The organism is Allolucifera butyrica (genome assembly GCF_900476375.1).
In the GTDB taxonomy this organism is placed as follows: domain Bacteria; phylum Bacillota; class Negativicutes; order Sporomusales; family UPPP01; genus Lucifera; species Lucifera butyrica.
Window position 1 is genome coordinate 1 of sequence record NZ_UPPP01000085.1, and the last position, 21,065, is coordinate 21,065.

Here is a 21,065-nt window from a genome sequence, read left to right on the forward strand (position 1 = left end):
CGCCATGTGAAGAAAATACTTAAACGACATATCATATTTGGATCGCTCGACGATGTCCACGTCAGACAGTTCGAAGATCGTTTTGAGCAGCAAATATTTAAACATCCGAATCGGGTCAATCGCATTTCTGCCATTATCCAGACAATAGCGCTCTTTCAATTCCTCATACACAAAGGAGAAATCAACAAGTTCGCTGATTTGTCGCAGCATATTATCCTTGGGAATAATCAAGTTATAGAGCTCTATATAGGGACTTAAAACCATGGCTTGTTGTTGTTGTATCATTTGACTCACCTGCTCCCTTTGATACCTTAATTATACAGGAAAAAAGGTACAGCCTCTTCAGTTTTATTGAGAGACTATACCTTTTTTAGCATCATAGGGACTTTTTCAGTGGCCTCGTTTCAACATAGGGAGATTTTAAAAGGAAAAGTTTTATGCTACATTTTCGATTATATAACAGGTCTATTTGAAATGCGTTATAATATAAAATTGAGTGGTTTTAGTAATACTTGCAACGAATTACTATACCATCATACGATGCCTCCTACCGTGCTTTGCAGTTTACCTTCCTAGTAAAACTAAGATAGCATTTTGGTGAAGAATCGTGCACCATTTTTCATAACTATTTATGCCGCCTGCGACAGCGGCGGAATGGAGATTATCATGAAGAATATACGTAGATTAGACTGTAGAGATAGATTAGAATATAGAGACAGATTAGAATATAAAGATGAAAGTAAAGAAGAATTGCATTCTGATTTTGAACCTGATTTTCCATATATTACTGCCTATGCTGATTTGGACAAATATGTTGGGCGACAGGTCCCATGGCATTGGCATAAGGAAGTTGAGCTTTTCTATATGGAAAAAGGATGTTTAGAATACTATACACCAAGTGGAAAAATGGTTTTTCCGGCAGGTTCCGGTGGTTTTGTCAATTCAAATGTGCTGCATATGACAAAGGGTATTCAAAATACCAAGCAAATACTCCATATATTCAACACTTCTTTAATTGGGGGTCAATATGGGAGCCTGTTAGAGCAAAAATATGTAGCTCCTATCATTACTGCACCACATATGGAAATCATTGGACTGTATTCTCAAAATCCGAAGGAAGCAGAAATTTTAAACCTGCTATGGGAATCCTTTCAGTTATCCCCGAATGATTCTGACTATGAAATGAAGCTGCGCTCTGTGCTTTCGGAAATGTGGTGTATGCTACTCCATATTTCTGAACCACTTTGGAAACAAAAAAGCCGTGGTAATAAATCGGATGACAAGATTAAGCGAATGATGAAATATATTCAGGAACATTATACGGAAAAGATCACTATGTCAGAAATTGCAGCGGCGGCTTATATCAGTGAACGGGAATGTTTTCGGACATTCCGTCAAAAACTGAATATGACTCCTGTGGAATACATAAAAAGTTACCGGATACAGAAAGCTTGTACCATGCTGGTAAATAATAACGAATCATTAGCATATATCAGCCAATTCTGCGGCTTAGGAAGCAGCAGTTACTTCGGTAAAGTATTTCGTGAGTACATGGGATGTACACCGAAAGAGTACCAAAGGAAATGGCGGAATTTTGATATAAATAGGCGGAAATAAGATATATTCAAGGGGAAAACTGCACTATAATTATACTTGTAAAAAAGATGGTGCATAAATCAAATCTTGAGTCGGTCTTGCCCATCTGATTTTACACATTAGATGATTTGGGTAGGGGAGGCAGATTCGATGATAAAGCTTAATATTTTTAATATGGATGAATTCCTGAAAGTTGTGAATGAATGTATTGGCCCTGTAAATATGCTCTCCGCTAACGGCAAAAAAATAAATATCAATAAGAATGAAACTGCTAAACTGGATTTAGAACGTAAGCATGCGGTAAATGGAAATAGTCTTTTACTTTGCTTGGATATTCCTGAGGCAAAAGATTATTTGAATATTGTTTTCTTTTCTATAGGTGACTGTTAGGCGTTTTCTGACTATAAAGCAGAAAGTCAAACCCGTTATCCCACATCAAGCAGGAGAATGGGGTTGACTTTTCTACCCGGACGGTATAGTAAAGAGCGTTTTCTATAATTGGGGGTCACCTCACGAAACGGAATATAAAGCACGCTAAGAAAACCCTCATGCTTTCTGTGGAGAATCCGCATTATTTTCCTTGTAAAGTAAATAATAAAGCGGGCAAAAAGCTGACTCCTGTACTATACGGAAATCAGCTTTTTCCTTATAGTAAAGGCCGTTGGGACTAGTTGTATATATTTTTCAATATATAGTTGGAAAGTGCCGGGATGTGGTAGTCATAACCCGGCTCCGAAAATAAAAATGATCAAATGACCCACCTTTTTTAATATTTTAATCGTGGAGAGGCGGCGTGGCAAAATACTTATGAAGAAACGGATATAGTTGACTATAAATCTATAGAGCAAGTATACTTAAATAGGAAATGTTTCTGTTTTAAGATGTGAGAAAAATGACTCTACACAGGCAGTTTCTTTTGGAAAAGTGGCTGCCCGTAGGCACGAGTTTGTAATCATTTGTTGTACAAGTGGACGTATTGGAAACCCAGATTCGAAAGGATTAGTGTTCCAGTCACGTCTTTTTTTGTTCAGATTATTAATCAACGCAAGGGATATTTATTTTCAAAAAGAGGCACTGTTTTTTCGGAGAATGGATTATACCCAGGCGCTTTTATGGGGCAATAAGTTCTATTTCTGATTCAAATGGTTTTTAAAAATTGCTGAAGAGAATTATTGTTACAATTTTAATAAGGTTATGGGAATTTCATTAAAGCGAAAGAGGGTGCTGCCATGATACAATGTTTCATGAAATCAGACTACACAGTAAATTTCTCAAATGGGAATCTGCCTCGCTTGTTTTCGGCCAGCAAAATAGATTCTAGTTATAGTATCTATCCGCGCATATTGCATAAACATGAAAACATGCTGGAAATTTTGTTAGTACGAAGTGGTAGTGGAGTCTATATTGTAGATGAAAAGCGTTATTCTATTCAAAAAGGCGATATTATCATTTGCAATTGTAACGTTCTACATGACGAAGACCCTTCCCAAAGTAAAAATCTGAACACCTATTGCTGTACATTAACTGATGTACACATTCCTGGATTAGATAAAAACTGTCTGATCCATAAAACGGCTTGTCCGATTATACACAGCAATGAATTGTTTGAACCTCTGGAAAATTTGATGGGTATGATTTATTTCTTACTGGCATCTGATATAGAGAAAATGGAGGAAACCTGCTCTTATCTTGCTGTTTCTTTAGTTGCTATGATGATTCAGATCATCCGCAAAACTGAAATAGAAGACTCAGCAAAGAGAGGCCCGTCCGAACTGTTGGGCATCCGTATCAAGCAGTATATTGATACTCATTACGATGAGCCGCTTACTTTACAATCTATTAGCGATGTAATGCATATCAATCCTTATTATCTGGCACATGTATTTAAAGATACAATAGGCTATTCTCCTATGCAATATATCATACGTCGCCGCATTGGTGAGGCTCAGAGCCTGCTGATTACCACAAAGTATTCCATAACGCAGATTGCCAATATCGTCGGCTATGACAATCCCAATCATTTTAATATTCTTTTTAACAAATATGTTGGTATGCCTCCCAGCAAATATCGTAATTCATATATCAAAAAAAAGTAAATCGCAAGATTAGCTATATATTTATTGCAACCTTTCCGGATGCTAATGAACTAGCCGGAAATTCCAGCAGGATTTGTATAGCGCTAATAAAATTCCATTGTATAATAAAAATATATAGTCAGCTTGTTGTATATTGACGCTGTTTGCAAAAATATTTTGATAAACTCATAGATTTCTATGCATCTGGGAGTTTACTATGACGGTATCTCTTGCTGTTTATTTATTTATTATACAATTTCTATCTTTTATTATTAAAGGGTTGGCCGGTTTCGGCAATCCGTTACTTTCTAATCCCTTAATGGCGATGCGACTGGACAATAAGGTGATTACGCCGGCAAATTTAATTTTGGATATGCTGGTTAATGCCTACATCGTCTGGAAAAACCGCAAAGCGTTTGAGTTGAAGATTGCCTTGCCGGTAGCTGTGTGGATTATGCTTGGCGTGATTCCCGGTACCCTATTTTTAAAATTAGGTTCTCCCTGGGTAATCAAGGTACTTTTGGGGATATTGATTATTGGCTTGGGCGTAGAAATGGCAACGCGGAACAGTGGTCAGAATGTTAAATCGAATGTTTTCATCAGGAATATAGTCTCAGTTTCCTCCGGCATAATGGCCGGGTTGTTTGGAATTAATATGCTGTTTTTGTCTTATCTTGAGCGAGTCAGTGTCGAAAGACAGCAATTTCGCAGCAATATCTGTTTCGTTTTTTTGATAGAAAATATATTTCGCAGTATGTTATACGTAGTGAACGATATGTTCACTACGTATTCATTACAAATCGTATTAATTTCCGTTCCCGCCGCTATACTTGGTGTGTGGTGTGGCAGCCGGATCGATAAATCTATGCAGGAGCATTCAGTTAAGAAATTAATTATCGGGATTTTTATCCTTGGAGGCATCAGTATCTTAATTAAAGCATTGATTTTTCGGTCATAAAATAGTACTAGGCATACAGAATTTTAGAAAATATGGCAGGCCGAAAGAAATGGAGGCATTACCAGACCGTACTGGTCTGGTAATGCCTCCATTTCTTTCGGCGTATTTGGCACGGATAAATCAGATTTTGATGATGAATTTTGCAGCGTAAAAATTTTAATAGCAAGATTATTTAGAAACTGTAGAAATAAAAATAAGTAAATTATTTAATAGGTTTTAACCAATTAGAAACTGAGATAATTATGAGAATTATATGAAATTACTAGAAAAGCAAGAATTCTAGAGAAAAATATTAAGAATAAACTTACAATTCAAGTATGAGTTGGAGCTAAAAAGGAGGACAACAATGAGAGCTTTTTATGTTGAAGCAGACTGGGCTCCTAAGGACGGATACCAGCTGTCCGAGCGTGAACGAAGCACTAAGCGGGCGCTGAGAGGTAATTCCATTTGGAAAAATATTAGAGGGTCGGTGGTTGATCGTCCTATACCCGAATATAACGACGATCAAGTATTGATCAAAGTCGGAGCGGCAGGTATCTGCGGCACGGATGCACATCTTCTGCGCCAAGATGAGAAGGGCTATTCCCAATATGACGGTCATTCTAAGTATCCGATTATCACGGGACACGAATTTTCCGGAGAAATCATTGAAGTTGGTAAAAACGTCAAAAAATTAAAAGTTGGCGATTTGGTCAGTGTGGAATCCATGCATTGGTGTGGCGAATGCGACGCTTGCCGCCGCGGCATGTTCAATCAATGCAAGGATTTGGAGGAACCGGGACTTACCTATGATGGTGGTTTTGCCGAATATGCCGCTATAAAAGCAAAGTATTGTTATCCACTTAATGATATTGTTAATTATTATGGTGATAAAATGACGGCGCTTGAACTGGGAGCAATGATTGAACCGACAGGCGTTGCCTATAACGGACTGTTTGTACGCGGCGGTGGTATCCGTCCTGGCGGGCATGTAGCGGTGTTTGGCGCAGGTCCGATTGGGCTTGCAGCAATTTCACTTATGAAAACGGCAGGCGCAGCAAAGCTAATCTGCTTTGAAAGTATTCCTGAACGGATAGAGCTGGCTAAACAATGTGGTGCCGACGTAGTTTATAATCCGCTGCAGTTTAAATCAGCGGATGAGCAGGCGCAATTGCTTATGGAAATCACCAATGGAACAGGAATTTCGTTGTTTGCCGAATGTGCGGGGGCAACGAAATATACGTACCCAGTGATGGGAAAGGCGCTAGCCATCGGTGCTAAGACCGTGCAAATCGGGCATACCATTGGCATTACGCCGGTTGATATCTTTAACTGGCAATGGAATGCAGCTGCCATCAGCGGCTCTAACGGGCAATCCGGGCAAGGAATTTATCCTGATGTCATTGCATTAATGGCGGCGGGGCGCATTGATATGCGCAAGATGGTTACGGGGCGCTATCATCTGGAAGATATTAAAAAAGGAATGGAGATTACGGCTGGTAAGGTTTTGGTTTCAACCGCATATGCGAAACGGACTTAAAAGATAAAAATAAACTAGGAGGAATGAAAAATGGCAAAATGGCAAATACCCGCAAAAGGCGGCAATATGGAAGCTGATAATGGAATCTATTATCAGAATATGACTAACAGGGAGGTGGAGGAAAGACTAAAAAAGAACGACGTAATTTTGATTCCAGTCGGTTCTACAGAAAACCATGGGCCCAATTCCCCTTACGGCGAAGATACCTACCTTGATACCCGCCTTTGCGAACAAGTAGCGAAAGCAACCGGTTGTACAGTAGCACAGCCAATATGGTACGGTTCACATCCTTATCATCATCTGGGTATGCCCGGCACCATAATGATACCGGAAGAAACGCTGGCGGATTACCTTTGCTATGTATTCGCCGGATTCTGGAATACCGGTTTTCGAAAGATGATCGTTGTCAATGGTCATGGACAAGATTATGTAATTCCATTGGCAATTCATAAATTTGGTAAAAAATTTCAAGTTCCCGGTATTGTTTTATATGTTCACTTCTGGAATTGCGCTAAAGAACAACTGGATGTCAAAGAAAATGGCGGCCCTTATAATACGCCATTTATTCATGCCGATGAAGTGGAACAATCATGGTCATTGGCATTATTCCCTGAATTCTGCAAACAGGAATATGCGGTTAAAACCAAACCTTCGCCGATGTTGCCACCGGGACATATCAATAATTCAGCCGAACGTGGCGTAGGCCCAATCAAATGGTACAATGCCTACGGTTCGGTAGGTATGGAATGCATCTGTACGCCGGAAGGTGTAATCGGTGATCCTACGCAGGCAGATGCCGAAAAAGCACGCGAAGGTGTGGAAAGGACGTTGAATTACTTGGAAAAGCTGGTAAATGATATTTTGGAGAAATATCCGGCAGGTAAGCTTCCCCCTATTGAAAAAGTAACCCAGCGCAAACGGGAAGACATCGAAGCCGTTATTAAAGGCCCGACGAAAGGTGGCCGTCATATTTATACATTGACCTATTAATGTTTGACTTTTCCATTGTAACCCAATTATATTCTATAAACTTAAGAGAAAAGGGGATATGAGTAATGAAAAACCGTCCAACAAAATGCAAAGCTGCCTTTATGTATGGTCCTGAAGATTTAAGGATTGAAGACTTAGAGTTGCCGCCATTACAGCCCAACCAGGTGCTGATTAAACTTAAAGCCTGTGGCATCTGCGGCTCTGATGTTGAATGCTATGAGGGCAAATCTGCCGAGGGTCGTTACGATATAGCACCGTATGTACCTGGTCATGAATGGGCTGGGCAGGTTGCCGAAATTGGCAGTGCTGTAACCTCAATGAAAGTGGGTAATAAAGTCGTTGGGGACTGCGTATTACCTTGTAACAACTGTGCGAATTGTAAAGATGGCAAAATGCCCTCCGCTTGCCTGAATATGCGTGAACTTGGCTTTCGCCCGGATTCTCCCGGCGGTTGGGGCGAATATATGATTTTGGAAGAACAATATACCCATGTAATTCCTGATGACTGGGACTATGAATTGGGTGCTTGGGTAGAAACTTTCAATGTTGGTTATTGGGGCGTCTGGGGCAACGGTTGCAATCCCGATGCTTCCGACGATGTTGCCATCATTGGCGCAGGGCCGATCGGTATGTGTGCGGCAATGGTTTGTGCGACTTCTGGCGCGAATGTTATTGTCATCGATCCCCTGGAAAAGAGACGGCAGAATATTTTGAATTATGGTGCGAATTATGTAGTCGATCCGACTGCCGGCAATGTGGAAGAAAAATTAAAAGAATTGACTAACGGCCGCGGTCCCTCTGTAGTTATTGAATGTTCCGGCAATGACATTGGTATTGCTTCTTTGTTTGATATTGCAGGTCATTCAGCCCGCGTTGGCTTAATAGGGCATTCTATCGGACGTAAAGTTCCCGTAGAAATAGGAAAAACCATCTGGAAAACGCTTCGGCTTTCCGGTTCCGGCGGTACGAATAAATGGTTCCCTAAGACGATTCGGTTTATGTCTCGTATCAAAAACAAATATGATTTCGCCGCCTTGAATTCTCACCATTATGATTTTCTTGATTTGGACAAGGCTCTGGAGCTTGCCTGCCACCATAAAGATATCGCCCGCAAGGTAATGTTGACATTTAAAGATTAAGCCGGTCCACTGAGCCTCATTATAAAACTATATACGGAAAAGGTGATCGCTATGCATCACCTTTTCCGTATAATCAAACATAAAACTGTTTAGAGAAAGGAGTTTAATAATGAAGCGATGGAGACTCGCGGTATCTTCCGCCGATGAAGCGCCGAATACGGCACCAATCTTGCTGCGCGGCGATATTGTCAGCAATTTACGAGAGGCCGCTCGTTTAGGTTATGATGCGATCGAAGTGCATACCAGAGAAGACGCAAATATAGATTATCAGGCAATTGAACAAACTATACAGGAATGTGGCGCAAAAGTTTGCATGGTCATAACAGGCCGCTTAAATACGGAAGGACGCTGCAATTTAATGGATGATGCGCCTTATATTGTCAAAGCGGCGATGGACGGCATGAAGCAGTACATTAATATGGCGCAAAAACTTCATGCGGATATTGTGGTTGGCTGGGTTAAAGGCAACATTCCGCCGGGCGGCAAATGCGACAAATACATGGACCGGTTGGCTAAAAATTTAAGAGAACTTGCAGATTATGGAGCAGAGCGCAATGTAAAATTAAACCTTGAAGTGATCAATCGCTATGAAGTCAACGTATTTACAACCGCGGAAGAAACCATGGGGTTTTTAGAACGCTATAAAATAGACAATTGTTATGTGCATTTGGATACTTTCCATATGGGAATTGATGAATGTGACCCGGTCGCAGCAATACAAAGGTGTAAAGGAAAGCTCGGTTATATACATTTGGCTGATAATTCACGACAGTATCCGGGCAGCGGCCAGTTTGAATTTCGAAAAATTTTCGAAAAATTAGAGGGAATCAATTATAAAGGATACTTATCTGTGGAATGTCTGCCAAAACCAAATGGACGAATTGCTGCAGAAAGAGCCGCCATTTTTTTAAATAGCCTATTAGAATAATAAATATCTTAAAATCTAAAAAAGCTCTTCAGATTGCTTTTCGATTACTCATGATCTTCGGATGACTATTGGAATACGCTGGCAGCATAATTATTGAACACAATAAAACAAAATAATCACTATGAGGCCTAATTGTGTTTCCACAAAATTTAGAATAAAGAAGGGATGATAAAGGTCATGAATAGTCAAGATGTCACTATGGATATTCAAAATGATGAAAGCGAAACACATTCCCGGCAAACGCCAAGAAAATATTTAAGAACGATCGCAATTATATCGACATTTGGAGGATTACTCTTTGGGTATGATACAGGTGTTGTTAATGGCGCTTTACTCTTTATGTCGCGTCCGGATCAATTAAACCTTACTCCGTTTATGGAAGGCCTTGTAGCCAGTTCACTTCTTTTTGGCGCGGCTTTCGGAGCTGTAATGGGGGGGCGTCTATCTGATAAATACGGCCGAAGAAAAAATATTCTTTGGCTGTCTATCGTGTTTTTTCTTGCGGCACTCGGTTGTACGTTGGCTCCCAATTCGGAAACCATGATTGCATTTCGTTTCGTACTCGGCTTAGCTGTGGGAGGGGCATCTGTTACAGTGCCTACGTACTTGGCAGAAATGTCTCCGGTGGAAGAGCGCGGTCGCGTGGTTACACAAAATGAATTAATGATTGTGACAGGGCAATTTTTAGCCTTTCTAATGAATGCGATTCTGGGGAATGTATATGGATCAGTTGGCGGAATTTGGCGTTATATGTTGTCGATTGCCGTAGTGCCAGCCGTGGTTCTAGGGCTGGGTATGCTGATGATGCCGGAGAGTCCCCGTTGGCTGGTCGCAAAAGGAAAAATCACGGAAGCGTTAAAGGTGTTAAAACGCGTACGTGACGAAGCGTGTGCAGTTGTTGAATTAAATGAAATTAAAGAACTTGCTGACGCAGAAGCGCATTTGGAAAAAGCAAGTATAAAGGAGATTGCTGTAACACCTTGGATTCGCCGACTGTTATTTATTGGCATCGGAGTTGGAATTGTTCAACAAATTACAGGTGTAAATGCTATTAATTATTATGGAACACAGATTTTAGAAAATGCTGGTTTTACTGTACAGGCAGCTTTGATTGCTAATACGGCAAACGGTGTTATTTCAGTAACGGCAACTTTAGTGGGTATGTGCTTATTAGGAAGACTCGGTCGGCGTAAAATTTTTCTCATCGGGCTGACAATGACCACCATTACGCAATGTTTCATTGGGATTTTTTCAATGACATTATCTGATCAGCCTTATTTCCCCTACCTTATTCTTTCGATGACCGTTACTTTTATGGCATTTCAACAAGGCTGCAGTGCTCCTATTACCTGGCTTATGATGTCGGAGATATTTCCACTACGCCTACGTGGAGTTGGAATGGGTACGGTAGTATTTTTCTCATGGATAGCGAATTTTACTGTCGGATTATGTTTCCCCGTCTTATTGACTAGTATTGGTTTGTCACAGACCTTCTTTACGTTCGCTTTCGGCGGATTAATGGCCATTTTCTTTGTTGCAAAGTGGCTTCCAGAGACCAAGGGACGTACTCTTGAACAATTAGAACATTGCTTTCAAAATTATAAAACCATTGATTGTAGAAAGCTGTAATCACTTTTAGAAGCCATTTTTAACCTGTTTAATTAAGAAAGCTTTTTGTTCGGTATTGTATCCAAAAAGCAGGTATTCCTTTTAGTCATGAGTGTCCAGAAGTTTATGGGCAAATAAAGCTATAGTTAGGAGCTGCAAATAGCTATGAAACTTGGTATAAATGAAGCTACCTGTAAAGAGAATTCTACGTTGGAGAAAGACTTGATGCTTTGCGAAAAGTACCATTATAGTTATATCGAAATTAGGCTGGATATGTTGAAAGACTATTTGAAAAGACATTCAATAAAAGAATTGCAAAATTTCTTTAAAACAAGCAATGTCAAACCCTATGCATTGAATTCGATTGAAGATATCAATTTTTGTACGGAGAAACAATGGAAAGAGATAGTGGCGTTATTTACCTTCGCCTGTGAGATGGGACAAAAAATTAAAAACCCTTATATCGTAGTTGTTCCCACAATGGGCGATGACATGATCAAAAAAACGGAAAAGGAAATCTTTAACGATAGTGTTAATGTATTGCAAAAGTTATCTGATATCGCTACGCCTTATGGAATGAAATTGGCGTTTGAACCAATTGGAAACCCGCGCTGGTGTGTGCGAAATCTGGAACAATGCATGGATATTATTAATGCAGTAGACCGGGGGAATGTCGGTGTAGCATTGGATGCGTTCAATCTCTTTCTCTACAATAAACTGCAGAATATTGACTCCCTTACTCTCATTCCAGCAGAAAAAATTTTTGTTTATCACATTGACGACAGCGAAGATTTACCACTGTCAGTGTTAGATCATTGCCACAGATTGTTTCCTGGTGATGGTGTTATCCCGCTGAAGGCAATTACCCAGAAACTTCATGAAAAAGGCTATGACGGTGTTGCTTCCGTAGAGATTTTCCGGCCGGAATATTGGGCAATGGACCCGGACGATGTTTTTAGTCTGGCAGCAGAGAAAACTAAGCAATTTTTATAAGGAGGAGAAATAAATGAGTAAGCAGTTGAAAATTGGCATAATCGGTATTGGCAGGATTGGTAAGCTGCATGGCAATAATTTATCATTTTCTGTACCTAACGCCAAGATTGAAGCGGTAGCGGATCTCTCTCTAAATGACGAAATGCGTGCTTGGGCTCAAGGAGTGGGCATACTTAAGATTTACGATAATCCGGCACAGGTTTTTGCCGACCCGGCAATTGAAGCAGTCTTTATTTGCTCCTCTTCAGAAAGCCACGCCGACTTGATCATTCAAGCAGCGCGAGCCAAAAAACACATTTTCTGCGAAAAACCAATTCATACCGATGCCGGTCGCATTCGAGAGGCGCTTGCAGTTGTGAAGGAAGCAGGGGTTAAACTACAGGTTGGTTTTGTACGCCGGTTTGACCATAACCATAAAAAAGTAAGAGACGTAGTGGCTTCAGGCCGAATGGGCAAACCGCACATTGTAAAAGTAACTTCCCGCGACCCCGAACAGCAGTCGATGGAGTATATTGGAACATCCGGCGGAATTTTTCTTGACATGACAGTCCATGATTTTGATATGGTCCGCTATCTGTCTGGTAGTGAGGTGACCGAGGTCACGGCAATCGGTACTATTAAAATTGACGCAAGAATTCGAGAATTTTCCGATGTGGATACGGCGATTGTTTTGCTCAAATTCGAGAACGGTGCTATCGGCGTAATCGACAACAGCCGTGCTGCCCGCTATGGATACGACCAGCGTGTTGAAGTGCATTGCGATAAAGGCTGCGTGCAAGATTATAATGATCTCATTGATACGGCAATGATCAGTACGAAGGATGGCATTTACAGTGAACGGCCGAGATGGTTTTTCCTCGAACGCTATAATCAGGCATTTATCGCCGAGGCACAAGCATTTACAGATGCGATTTTAAATGATACGGAGCCTTCTGTTACAGGAATAGATGGACTGATGCCTGTATTGATTGCTAAGGCCGCGCAAAAATCATTGAACGAAGGGCGTATGGTTAAATTATCGGAATTAATCTAAAGAGGTTGTAACAGCAAGTGTTAAGTCTTACTATTGATTATTTAAAGATAACAGATAGGTGCTAACCCTTTAGAGCCGATCTGTAAATATAAATGGGAAATAAATATGCTCAATAAAGTATAAAAAGGAGAGGGTCAAGTGGAATTGCGGGAACGGGCCTTAAAACTGCATAAGGACAATCAGGGGAAAATTGCATTGCAATGCAAAGTTCCCGTGGCGAACAAAGACGACCTGACCCTGGCGTACACGCCGGGGGTAGCCGAGCCATGCCTGGAGATCAAAGCGGATTACGACAAAATTTATGACTATACCGCCAAAGGCAACCTGGTTGCCGTTGTAACCAACGGTACGGCCGTCCTGGGGCTTGGCGACATCGGCGCCGGGGCCGGCATGCCGGTTATGGAAGGCAAGGCCGTCTTATTCAAGACCTTCGCCGGGGTGGATGCCTTCCCGATTTGTTTGGATACCAAAGACGTGGACAAAATTGTCGAAGCGGTCAAACTCATGGAGCCTACCTTTGGGGGTATCAACCTCGAAGACATCAAAGCCCCGGAATGCTTTGCCGTGGAAGATAGACTCAAGGAAATCTGCCGGATTCCCATTTTTCACGACGACCAGCATGGGACCGCCGTGGTAACCCTGGCGGGACTCATTAATGCCTTGAAAATCGTCAATAAGCGCTTCGCCGATCTGAAAGTCGTCCTCAACGGCGCCGGCGCCGCCGGTACGGCCATTGCCAAACTTTTGCAATCCTTTGGTACGACCGATATCATTCTTTGTGACCGTAAAGGTATTATTTCCCTCAAAAATCCGGATTTAACCCCTGACAAAAGGAAAATTGCCGAACGGTTCAACCCGCGGCAGCTCACCGGCAAGCTGTCCGACGCCCTCCAGGGAGCCGACGTATTTATCGGCGTATCGGCGCCGGGGGCCGTTACGGCGGAAATGGTAGCGACCATGAACCGGGATGCCATTCTCTTTGCCATGGCGAATCCGGTACCGGAAATCTATCCGGAAGAAGCCAAACAAGGCAGCGCCAAAGTCATCGGCACGGGGCGATCGGACTTCCCCAACCAGGTGAACAACGTACTGGCTTTCCCGGGGATCTTCCGGGGCGCTTTGGACGTGAGGGCCGCTACGATCAACGAAGCCATGAAAATTGCGGCGGCGGAGGCGATCGCCGGCTGCATCCCGGCGGCGGAACTCAACCCGGATTATATCATTCCCTATGCCTTCGACCGGAATGTGGCGCCCCGGGTGGCAGCCGCGGTAGCCAAAGCGGCTCTCGCAACCGGCGTAGCCCAAAACCAGGATGTAACGCCGGAGTGGGTTGCTGAACATACCCAAAAACTGCTGACAGCAAACAAATAAGATAACAAAACAATCGAGGAGGAAATTTACATGGTAAAAGTAGGAGTTGTGGGCTACGGTGTCATTGGCCAGCGATTGGCGGACGGAGTAGCCCGGCAAAAAGACATGGAACTGGTGGGCGTGGCTGATGTGGCGCCGACCCTGGCGATCCGGGCGTTAAAAGAAAAAGGCATGCCCTATGCCTTCTACCTGGGCATGGCGGAAAACAAGCCTCAATTCGACGCGCTGGCGATCCCTGTAGCGGGCACGCTGGAAGAACTGGTGCAGAAAGTGGATGTTGTGCTCGACGCCACCAGCGCCGGCATTGGCGCTAAAAATAAAGAACTTTATGCCAAATACAATAAAAAAGCCATTTTCCAGGGCGGTGAAAAGAACTCTGTGGCCGACGTTTTCTTCCACGGCTACGCCAACTATGAAAAAGGATTGGGCAAACAATTCCTCAAACTGACTTCCTGCAACACCACGGGACTCATCCGTTCCGTCGACTGCCTGGACCGGGCGTATGGCGTGGAAAAAGTGGCCATCACCATTATCCGGCGGGTTGCCGACCCGGGAGACTATCACCGGGGCCTCACGAACGCCCTGCAAATCGATAAGGCGCCGAGCCACCAGGCTCTCGACCTCATGACCATTATGCCTCACATCGACGCCACAGGCATCCTCGTACATACACCGGTTACCCATGGCCATATCATCACGGTAGTGGCCACGACCAAACAAAAAATTAACAAGGCTCAGGCACTCGAGGCGTTCGGCCGGCATCCCCGCATCCGGGTCGTACGCATCGCCGACGGGTTCCAGGGCAACGCGTCTCTGTTCCGTTACGCGAGAGACCTCGGCAATCCCCGGGGCGACATGTATGAAATTGCCCTGTGGGAGGAATCGATTGTCGAGTCGGGCCGGGATATCATGTATGCCATCAACATTCCACAGGAGGCCGTCACCATCCCCGAAACCATGGACGCCATCCGGGCGGCGATGCAAATGCAGACCGAACGGCTGGCGGCGGTTGGCGAAACCAATAAACATCTGGGGTTGGGAAAATGGCTGCAAAACTAACCAAAATCCGGTCCATGGATGAATTTAACTATGCCGGCAAGACCGTCCTCCTCCGGCTGGACATCAACTCGCCCCTTGACCCGGCTACCAAAAAAATCGTCAGCGAAAACCGGATCAAAAAAAGCATTCCCACCCTGCAATATCTTTTGGACCGGGGAGCGAAAGTCGCCATTATCGCCCACCAGGGCGATACCCTCGACTATCACAATCTGATTCCGCTAGCCGAGCACGCCGGGAAACTTTCCCAGCTTTTGCAAAAGGACGTGGCCTATATCGACGATGTATGCGGCCCGGCCGCCCAGGCCGCCGTCAAAGCGTTAGCGCCGGGTGAGGCGGTGATTCTTGGTAACCTGCGTTACTTAAGCGAGGAAATCTCCACTTTCGAAGACGCCGTCAAACTCACGCCGCCGCAAATGTTGGGGACCTACCTGATCCGGAGCCTGGCGCCCCTGGCGGGCTACTATGTCAATGACGCCTTTGCCGCCGCGCACCGCAATGCGCCGTCCATGGTCGCCTTTCAGGAAATCCTGCCCACGGCGGGCGGCATCCTGCTCATGAAGGAAATCAATGCCCTGACCAAAGTGATGGAAAGTCCCGACCGTCCCAACGTCTTTGTCCTGGGAGGACTAAAAATTTCCGACGCCTTCGGCATGATGCGGCAAGTCCTGGAAAATGGCTCCGCCGACAAAATCCTTACCTGTGGTGTTACCGGTCAGATTATGCTGATGGCCCAAGGCTACGATCTGGGGGCTAAAAATGCCCAATTCATCCAAGACCGGTCTCTGGACGGATTTATTCCGCCGGCGCGGGAGTATCTGGCCCAATACGGGGAAAAGATCGTTTACCCCGTAGACCTGGCTTATGAACAAGACGGGAAACGGGTCGAAATTGACATTGACCAACTGCCGGTGAACGAATCCTACTTCGATATCGGCCGGAAAACCATCGCCATTCTCCAGCAGGAAATTGCCCGGGCGGGAACGATCTTTGTCAACGGTCCGGCCGGAGTGTACGAGAACGCCTTGTTCGCGGAAGGCACCCGGAGTATTTGGCAGGCCATTGCCGCCGCGCCGGGTTACTCCGTCATCGGCGGGGGCGATACGGTCAGTGCGGCGCAAAAATTCATTAATACGTCCCAAATCAACTACGTGTGCACCGCCGGCGGGGCTATGGTGCGTTTCCTTTCCGGCGACAGCCTGCCCCTTATGGAAGCGATGAAACATGCTTATCACCGCAAATACCAGTAGTACAACCAGGCTGCCGAGAGCGCAGCCTGGGAGAGGAGGAACCCCATGTTAACCCGAGAAAAAGAACTGGAATTATCCCTGTTGGCCCTCAATATCCGGCGGGAAACCATTAAAGCCATGGGCAACCTGGGCTTCGGCCATATCGGCGGGGCCATGTCCGTCGCCGATACCATCGCCGTCCTGTATGGCGGGGCCATGAAGTACGACCCGCAAAACCCCCGCTGGGAAGAGCGGGACTGGCTGGTGTGCTCCAAAGGCCACGCCGGGCCGGCCATCTATGCGGCCCTGGCCCTCAAAGGCTTCTTCCCGCTGGCCGACCTGCTGACCTTGAATAAACCGGGCACTCATTTCCCCAGCCACTGCGACCGGAACCTGACCACCGGCATTGACATGACCACCGGTTCCCTGGGTCAGGGATCTTCCCTGGCCGTCGGCGTGGCGCTGGGTCATAAACTGGACGGCAAAGCCAGCTACACCTACCTGATTCTGGGCGACGGCGAACTGCAGGAAGGCCAGGTCTGGGAAGCCGTACTGCTGGCGGCCCAGCATAAACTGGACCATCTTATTACCTTTATCGACAATAACAAGCAGCAGCTTGACGGATATACCAAAGACATAAACGATGTCGGCGATGTAAAAGCCAAATTTGCCGCCTTTAACTGGTACGCCCAGGAAGTGGACGGCGCCGACGTGGCGGCCATTCAGGCCGCCGTGGACCGGGCCAAACAAAACAGCGGCCGGCCGTCGGTGATCGTGCTGGACACCCGGAAAGGCCAGGGCTGTTCCTTTGCCGAAAACCAGGTATTCAACCATCACATGACCATCAGCCCGGAACAAATGCAAGCCGCTTTGGATAAGCTGGCGGCGGACGAAGAAAGGCTGGTGAAAGCATGAACGCCAAACTGACCTCCCTCCGGAGCAAAGAACCCCAGGAAATGCGCAACGTCTACGCCCAAACCCTGGCGGAACTGGCGGCGGGGAACCCCAATATTGTGGCCCTGGACGCGGACCTGATGAACTCCATGGGCATGATGAAATTTGCCAAGCAATATCCGGCCAGGACCTTTGACGTGGGCGTGCAGGAAGCCAACATGATCGGAGTGGCGGCGGGCCTTTCGGCTACCGGCAAAATTCCCTACGCCCATTCCTTCGGTCCCTTTGCCACCCGGCGCTGCTTTGACCAGCTGTTTCTCTCCTGCGCTTACGCCCGGCTCAATGTACGGGTAATCGGCAGTGACCCCGGTGTCACGGCGGCCTATAACGGCGGGACCCATATGCCCTTTGAGGACATGGGTATCGTCCGGACCATACCCGGCATCACCATCTTAGAACCGGTGGATTCGGTCATGCTGCGGGACCTGATCAAACAGACCGCCGAGGGCTACGGCGTCTACTACATTCGTCTCTTGCGGAAAAATGCCGTGAAAATCTATGAGGACGGTTCGACCTTTCCCATCGGCAAGGGAGTTACCCTGACCGAAGGCGGCGACGTCACCCTCATTGCCAGCGGCATCTTAGTCGACGACGCCTTAACGGCGGCGGCAGAGCTAAAAACCAAAGGCATCTCGGCCCGTGTGGTCAACCTTTTCACCCTCAAGCCCATTGATAAAGAACTGATTATCCGCTGTGCCGCCGAAACCGGCGCGATCGTCACCGTGGAAAACCATAACATCATCAACGGCCTGGGCTCGGCCGTAGCGGAAGTACTGGTGGAAAACCAACCCGTACCGATGGAACGGGTCGGGGTCAACGACCAGTTTGGCGAAGTGGGCCCCCAGGATTATCTCAAACAGCGTTTCGGCCTGACGCCGGCGGCCATCGTCAGCCAGGTGGAAACGGTACTGCGGCGGAAACAGGCGGGGAGGCGCTAATATGTTAAGAATACGGCAGAAGGGGGCGTTTGCCTACGGCTATACCCCCATTACCACCATGGAAGAAACCGAAGACAATACCCTGATGGATTACGGAATTCTGCGTCTGGCCCGGGGGCAGGCGGAGGAACTCTGCGATCCGGCCAAGGAAAGCGCCCTCTTATTGATTCAGGGCGCCGTCACCCTGGCCTGGGAAGGAAAGGAACAAACCATCCGTCGGCAGTCCTGCTTTGACGACAATCCTTGGGTATTGCATGTGCCCCGGGGCGTAAAAGTGACGGTCCGGGGCGTGGCGGACGACTCGGAACTGAGCCTGACCAAAACGACCAACGACCGGACGTTCGCAGCCAAGCTATACACTCCGCAGGAATGCGCCACCGAAGAACGGGGCAAAGGCACCATGAAAGAAACTTCGACCCGTATCGTCCGCACCGTGTTTGATTATAGCAATGCGCCCTATTCCAACCTGGTCGTGGGGGAGGTCGTCGATCATCCGGGAAAATGGTCGAGCTATCCGCCCCATTATCACCCGCAGCCGGAAATTTACTACTATAAATTCTATCCCGAACAAGGCTACGGCTTTTGTGAGCTGGGGGAAGACGTGGTCAAACTGAAGCACAACGACACCGTCAAAATTCTGAACAATGCCACCCACCCGCAGACCACGGCCCCCGGCTATGCCATGTACTATATCTGGGTGATCCGCCATCTCGACGGCAATCCATACAAAAGTCCGGACTATCCGGTTTTTGTGCCGGAACATTTATGGGTTACCGATCCCAAGGCCAAGATCTGGCCGGATAAATAAGGGGGAGTAAGGCATGAAAACAATCCGGCTCACCATGGGGCAGGCGCTGCTCCGGTTTCTTGACAACCAATACATCGAGTTTGACGGAATCGAAACCAAATTCGTCCACGGCGTGTTCACCATCTTCGGCCATGGCGTGGTAGTCGGTTTCGGCGAAGCGCTGGAACAATACCGGGGCGACATGGTCGTCTACCAGGGGAAAAACGAACAAGGCATGGCCCAGGCCGCCATTGGCTTCGCCAAACAGAAAAACCGGCGGCAAATCATCGCCTGCACCTCGTCCATCGGTCCGGGGGCCCTCAACATGGTTACGGCGGCCGGTACGGCTTCCGTGAACCGCATCCCGCTGTTGCTGCTGCCCGGCGACACCTTTGCCTGCCGGCAGCCGGACCCGGTTTTACAGCAGCTGGAAAACCCGGCCAGCCTGTCCATCACCGCCAATGACGCCTTCAAACCCGTATCGCGCTACTGGGACCGGGTGGTGCGGCCGGAACAACTGATGACGGCCATGCTGAACGCCATGCGGGTACTCACGGACCCGGCCGAAACGGGAGCCGTCACCGTCTGCCTGTCCCAGGACGTCGAAGGCGAAGCCTACGACTATCCGGAGGAATTCCTGGCCAAACGGGTGCACCACATAACCCGGCGACTGCCGACTCAGGGGGAACTGGAGCGGGCGACCGCAAAAATCCGCGGCAAGAAAAAGCCCCTGCTGATCTGCGGCGGCGGCGCAGTCTACGCCGAAGCGGGGGAAGCCCTGGCCCGCTTTGCGGAACAAACCAGCATTCCCCTTGGCGAAACCCAGGCGGGCAAAGGGGCCATTCCCTGGAATCATCCCTTAAACCTGGGCGGCATCGGCGTAACGGGCGGTTTGGCGGCCAACCGGCTGGCGGCGGAAGCCGACCTGGTCATTGCGGTGGGCACGCGTCTCTCGGACTTTACCACCGCCTCCAAATGGCTGTTCCAGAACCCGGACGTGGAATTTCTGGCGATCAACGTGAGCGCCTTTGATGCCTATAAAATGAATGCCACGACGATTGTCGCCGATGCGAAGGAAACCCTGACCGCCCTGACCGGAGCGCTGGCGGATTACCGTTCGGCTTACACCGGCGAAATCGCCGCCGTCAAAGCGGAATGGAACCGGGAAGTAGACCGGCTGTACCAAGAGGACCGGCCGGCAGGGCTCAGCCAGACCCGGGCGCTGGGGGTTATCCAGGAACTGATTGGCGACGACGCCGTCGTGGTGGGTTCCTCGGGGAGCCTGCCGGGGGACCTGCAGCGCTTGTGGCGGCCGGTCAAACCGAAAACCTATCATCTGGAATACGGTTTTTCCTGTATGGGATACGAAGTCTGCGCCGCCCTGGGCGCCAAAATGGCGGCGCCGGAGCGGGAAGTCTATTCCCTGGTGGGGGACGGCAGCTATCTCATGCTCCATTCCGAACTGGTCACCAGTTTGCAGGAAGGCTATAAAATCAACATCCTGCTCTTCGACAACAGCGGTTTCGGCTGCATTGAAAATTTGCAGAACGAACAGGGCATCCCCAGCTTTGCCACCCAGTTCAAATTCCGGGACGCCGCGACAGGCCGCCTGAGCGGTGCGGATCTTCCCATCAGCTATGCCGCCTGCGCCCAGGGTTACGGGGCGAAGACCTATACGGTGCATACCGTGGAAGAACTGAAGGCCGCGCTGGCCAGCGCTAAGAAAGAGACCGTATCGACCCTCATTGATATCAAGGTTCTGCCGAAAACCATGACCGGCGGCTACGAAGCCTGGTGGCGGGTGGGCGTGCCGGAGGTCTCGGAGCGGGAAAGCGTGCGCCGGGCCCATGCCAAGCTGGTAAAGGAAGTGCAAAAAACGAAAAAATTCTGA

General features: G+C 47.1%; 19 protein-coding genes. 18 read left to right on the forward strand and 1 reads right to left on the reverse strand.

What is annotated here, in order from left to right; translation table 11 throughout:
- Window positions 1-285 (reverse strand): transposase (locus tag LUCIF_RS17215; RefSeq protein WP_133306302.1); only part of this gene is annotated, 285 nt, incomplete at its 3' end.
- Window positions 286-597: 312 nt separating this feature from the next.
- Here LUCIF_RS17215 and LUCIF_RS17220 point away from each other — a divergent pair.
- From LUCIF_RS17220 to iolD, 18 genes are all read left to right on the forward strand, one after another.
- Entirely contained in the window at window positions 598-1,617 is a 1,020-nt protein-coding gene (locus LUCIF_RS17220) for an AraC family transcriptional regulator (RefSeq protein WP_243638751.1), read from the forward strand.
- A gap of 129 nt (window positions 1,618-1,746) precedes the next feature.
- The gene (locus LUCIF_RS17225; RefSeq protein ID WP_122629131.1) at window positions 1,747-1,986 is read left to right on the forward strand and encodes a ribonuclease HII; all 240 of its coding nucleotides are present in this window, start codon (window positions 1,747-1,749) and stop codon (window positions 1,984-1,986) included.
- Window positions 1,987-2,840: 854 nt separating this feature from the next.
- Window positions 2,841-3,692 (forward strand): AraC family transcriptional regulator, encoded by an 852-nt coding sequence (locus LUCIF_RS17230; RefSeq protein ID WP_207857961.1) that lies wholly within the window; start codon window positions 2,841-2,843, stop codon window positions 3,690-3,692.
- A 196-nt stretch (window positions 3,693-3,888) separates the two neighbouring features.
- Window positions 3,889-4,629 (forward strand): sulfite exporter TauE/SafE family protein, encoded by a 741-nt coding sequence (locus LUCIF_RS17235; RefSeq protein ID WP_122629133.1) that lies wholly within the window; start codon window positions 3,889-3,891, stop codon window positions 4,627-4,629.
- A gap of 346 nt (window positions 4,630-4,975) precedes the next feature.
- Window positions 4,976-6,148 (forward strand): scyllo-inosose 3-dehydrogenase, encoded by a 1,173-nt coding sequence (gene iolM, locus LUCIF_RS17240; RefSeq protein ID WP_122629134.1) that lies wholly within the window; start codon window positions 4,976-4,978, stop codon window positions 6,146-6,148.
- A gap of 30 nt (window positions 6,149-6,178) precedes the next feature.
- Window positions 6,179-7,138, forward strand: a complete 960-nt coding sequence (iolN, locus tag LUCIF_RS17245) for a 3-dehydro-scyllo-inosose hydrolase (RefSeq protein ID WP_122629135.1) — start codon at window positions 6,179-6,181, stop codon at window positions 7,136-7,138.
- Between the two features lie 65 nt (window positions 7,139-7,203).
- A complete protein-coding gene (locus LUCIF_RS17250) occupies window positions 7,204-8,277 on the forward strand; it encodes a zinc-dependent alcohol dehydrogenase (RefSeq protein ID WP_122629136.1) in 1,074 nt (357 codons plus the stop codon).
- A gap of 109 nt (window positions 8,278-8,386) precedes the next feature.
- Window positions 8,387-9,205 (forward strand): sugar phosphate isomerase/epimerase family protein, encoded by an 819-nt coding sequence (locus tag LUCIF_RS17255; protein ID WP_122629137.1) that lies wholly within the window; start codon window positions 8,387-8,389, stop codon window positions 9,203-9,205.
- A gap of 177 nt (window positions 9,206-9,382) precedes the next feature.
- Entirely contained in the window at window positions 9,383-10,834 is a 1,452-nt protein-coding gene (locus tag LUCIF_RS17260) for a sugar porter family MFS transporter (RefSeq protein ID WP_122629138.1), read from the forward strand.
- A 144-nt stretch (window positions 10,835-10,978) separates the two neighbouring features.
- Window positions 10,979-11,806 (forward strand): sugar phosphate isomerase/epimerase family protein, encoded by an 828-nt coding sequence (locus tag LUCIF_RS17265; RefSeq protein ID WP_122629139.1) that lies wholly within the window; start codon window positions 10,979-10,981, stop codon window positions 11,804-11,806.
- Between the two features lie 13 nt (window positions 11,807-11,819).
- Window positions 11,820-12,839, forward strand: a complete 1,020-nt coding sequence (gene iolG, locus LUCIF_RS17270) for an inositol 2-dehydrogenase (protein WP_122629140.1) — start codon at window positions 11,820-11,822, stop codon at window positions 12,837-12,839.
- A gap of 138 nt (window positions 12,840-12,977) precedes the next feature.
- Window positions 12,978-14,210: an NAD(P)-dependent malic enzyme gene (locus LUCIF_RS17275; RefSeq protein WP_122629141.1), complete on the forward strand. Its 1,233-nt coding sequence runs from the start codon at window positions 12,978-12,980 to the stop codon at window positions 14,208-14,210.
- 30 nt (window positions 14,211-14,240) lie between these two features.
- Entirely contained in the window at window positions 14,241-15,269 is a 1,029-nt protein-coding gene (locus tag LUCIF_RS17280) for a type II glyceraldehyde-3-phosphate dehydrogenase (protein WP_122629142.1), read from the forward strand.
- The gene (locus tag LUCIF_RS17285) at window positions 15,254-16,516 is read left to right on the forward strand and encodes a phosphoglycerate kinase (RefSeq protein WP_122629143.1); all 1,263 of its coding nucleotides are present in this window, start codon (window positions 15,254-15,256) and stop codon (window positions 16,514-16,516) included. The genes LUCIF_RS17280 and LUCIF_RS17285 overlap by 16 nt, the downstream gene beginning before the upstream one ends.
- 45 nt (window positions 16,517-16,561) lie before the next feature.
- Window positions 16,562-17,410 (forward strand): transketolase, encoded by an 849-nt coding sequence (locus LUCIF_RS17290; protein ID WP_122629144.1) that lies wholly within the window; start codon window positions 16,562-16,564, stop codon window positions 17,408-17,410.
- A complete protein-coding gene (locus tag LUCIF_RS17295) occupies window positions 17,407-18,387 on the forward strand; it encodes a transketolase family protein (RefSeq protein ID WP_122629145.1) in 981 nt (326 codons plus the stop codon). The genes LUCIF_RS17290 and LUCIF_RS17295 overlap by 4 nt, the downstream gene beginning before the upstream one ends.
- A 1-nt stretch (window position 18,388) precedes the next feature.
- Window positions 18,389-19,195: a 5-deoxy-glucuronate isomerase gene (locus LUCIF_RS17300; RefSeq protein ID WP_122629146.1), complete on the forward strand. Its 807-nt coding sequence runs from the start codon at window positions 18,389-18,391 to the stop codon at window positions 19,193-19,195.
- A gap of 13 nt (window positions 19,196-19,208) precedes the next feature.
- The gene (iolD, locus tag LUCIF_RS17305; RefSeq protein ID WP_122629147.1) at window positions 19,209-21,065 is read left to right on the forward strand and encodes a 3D-(3,5/4)-trihydroxycyclohexane-1,2-dione acylhydrolase (decyclizing); all 1,857 of its coding nucleotides are present in this window, start codon (window positions 19,209-19,211) and stop codon (window positions 21,063-21,065) included.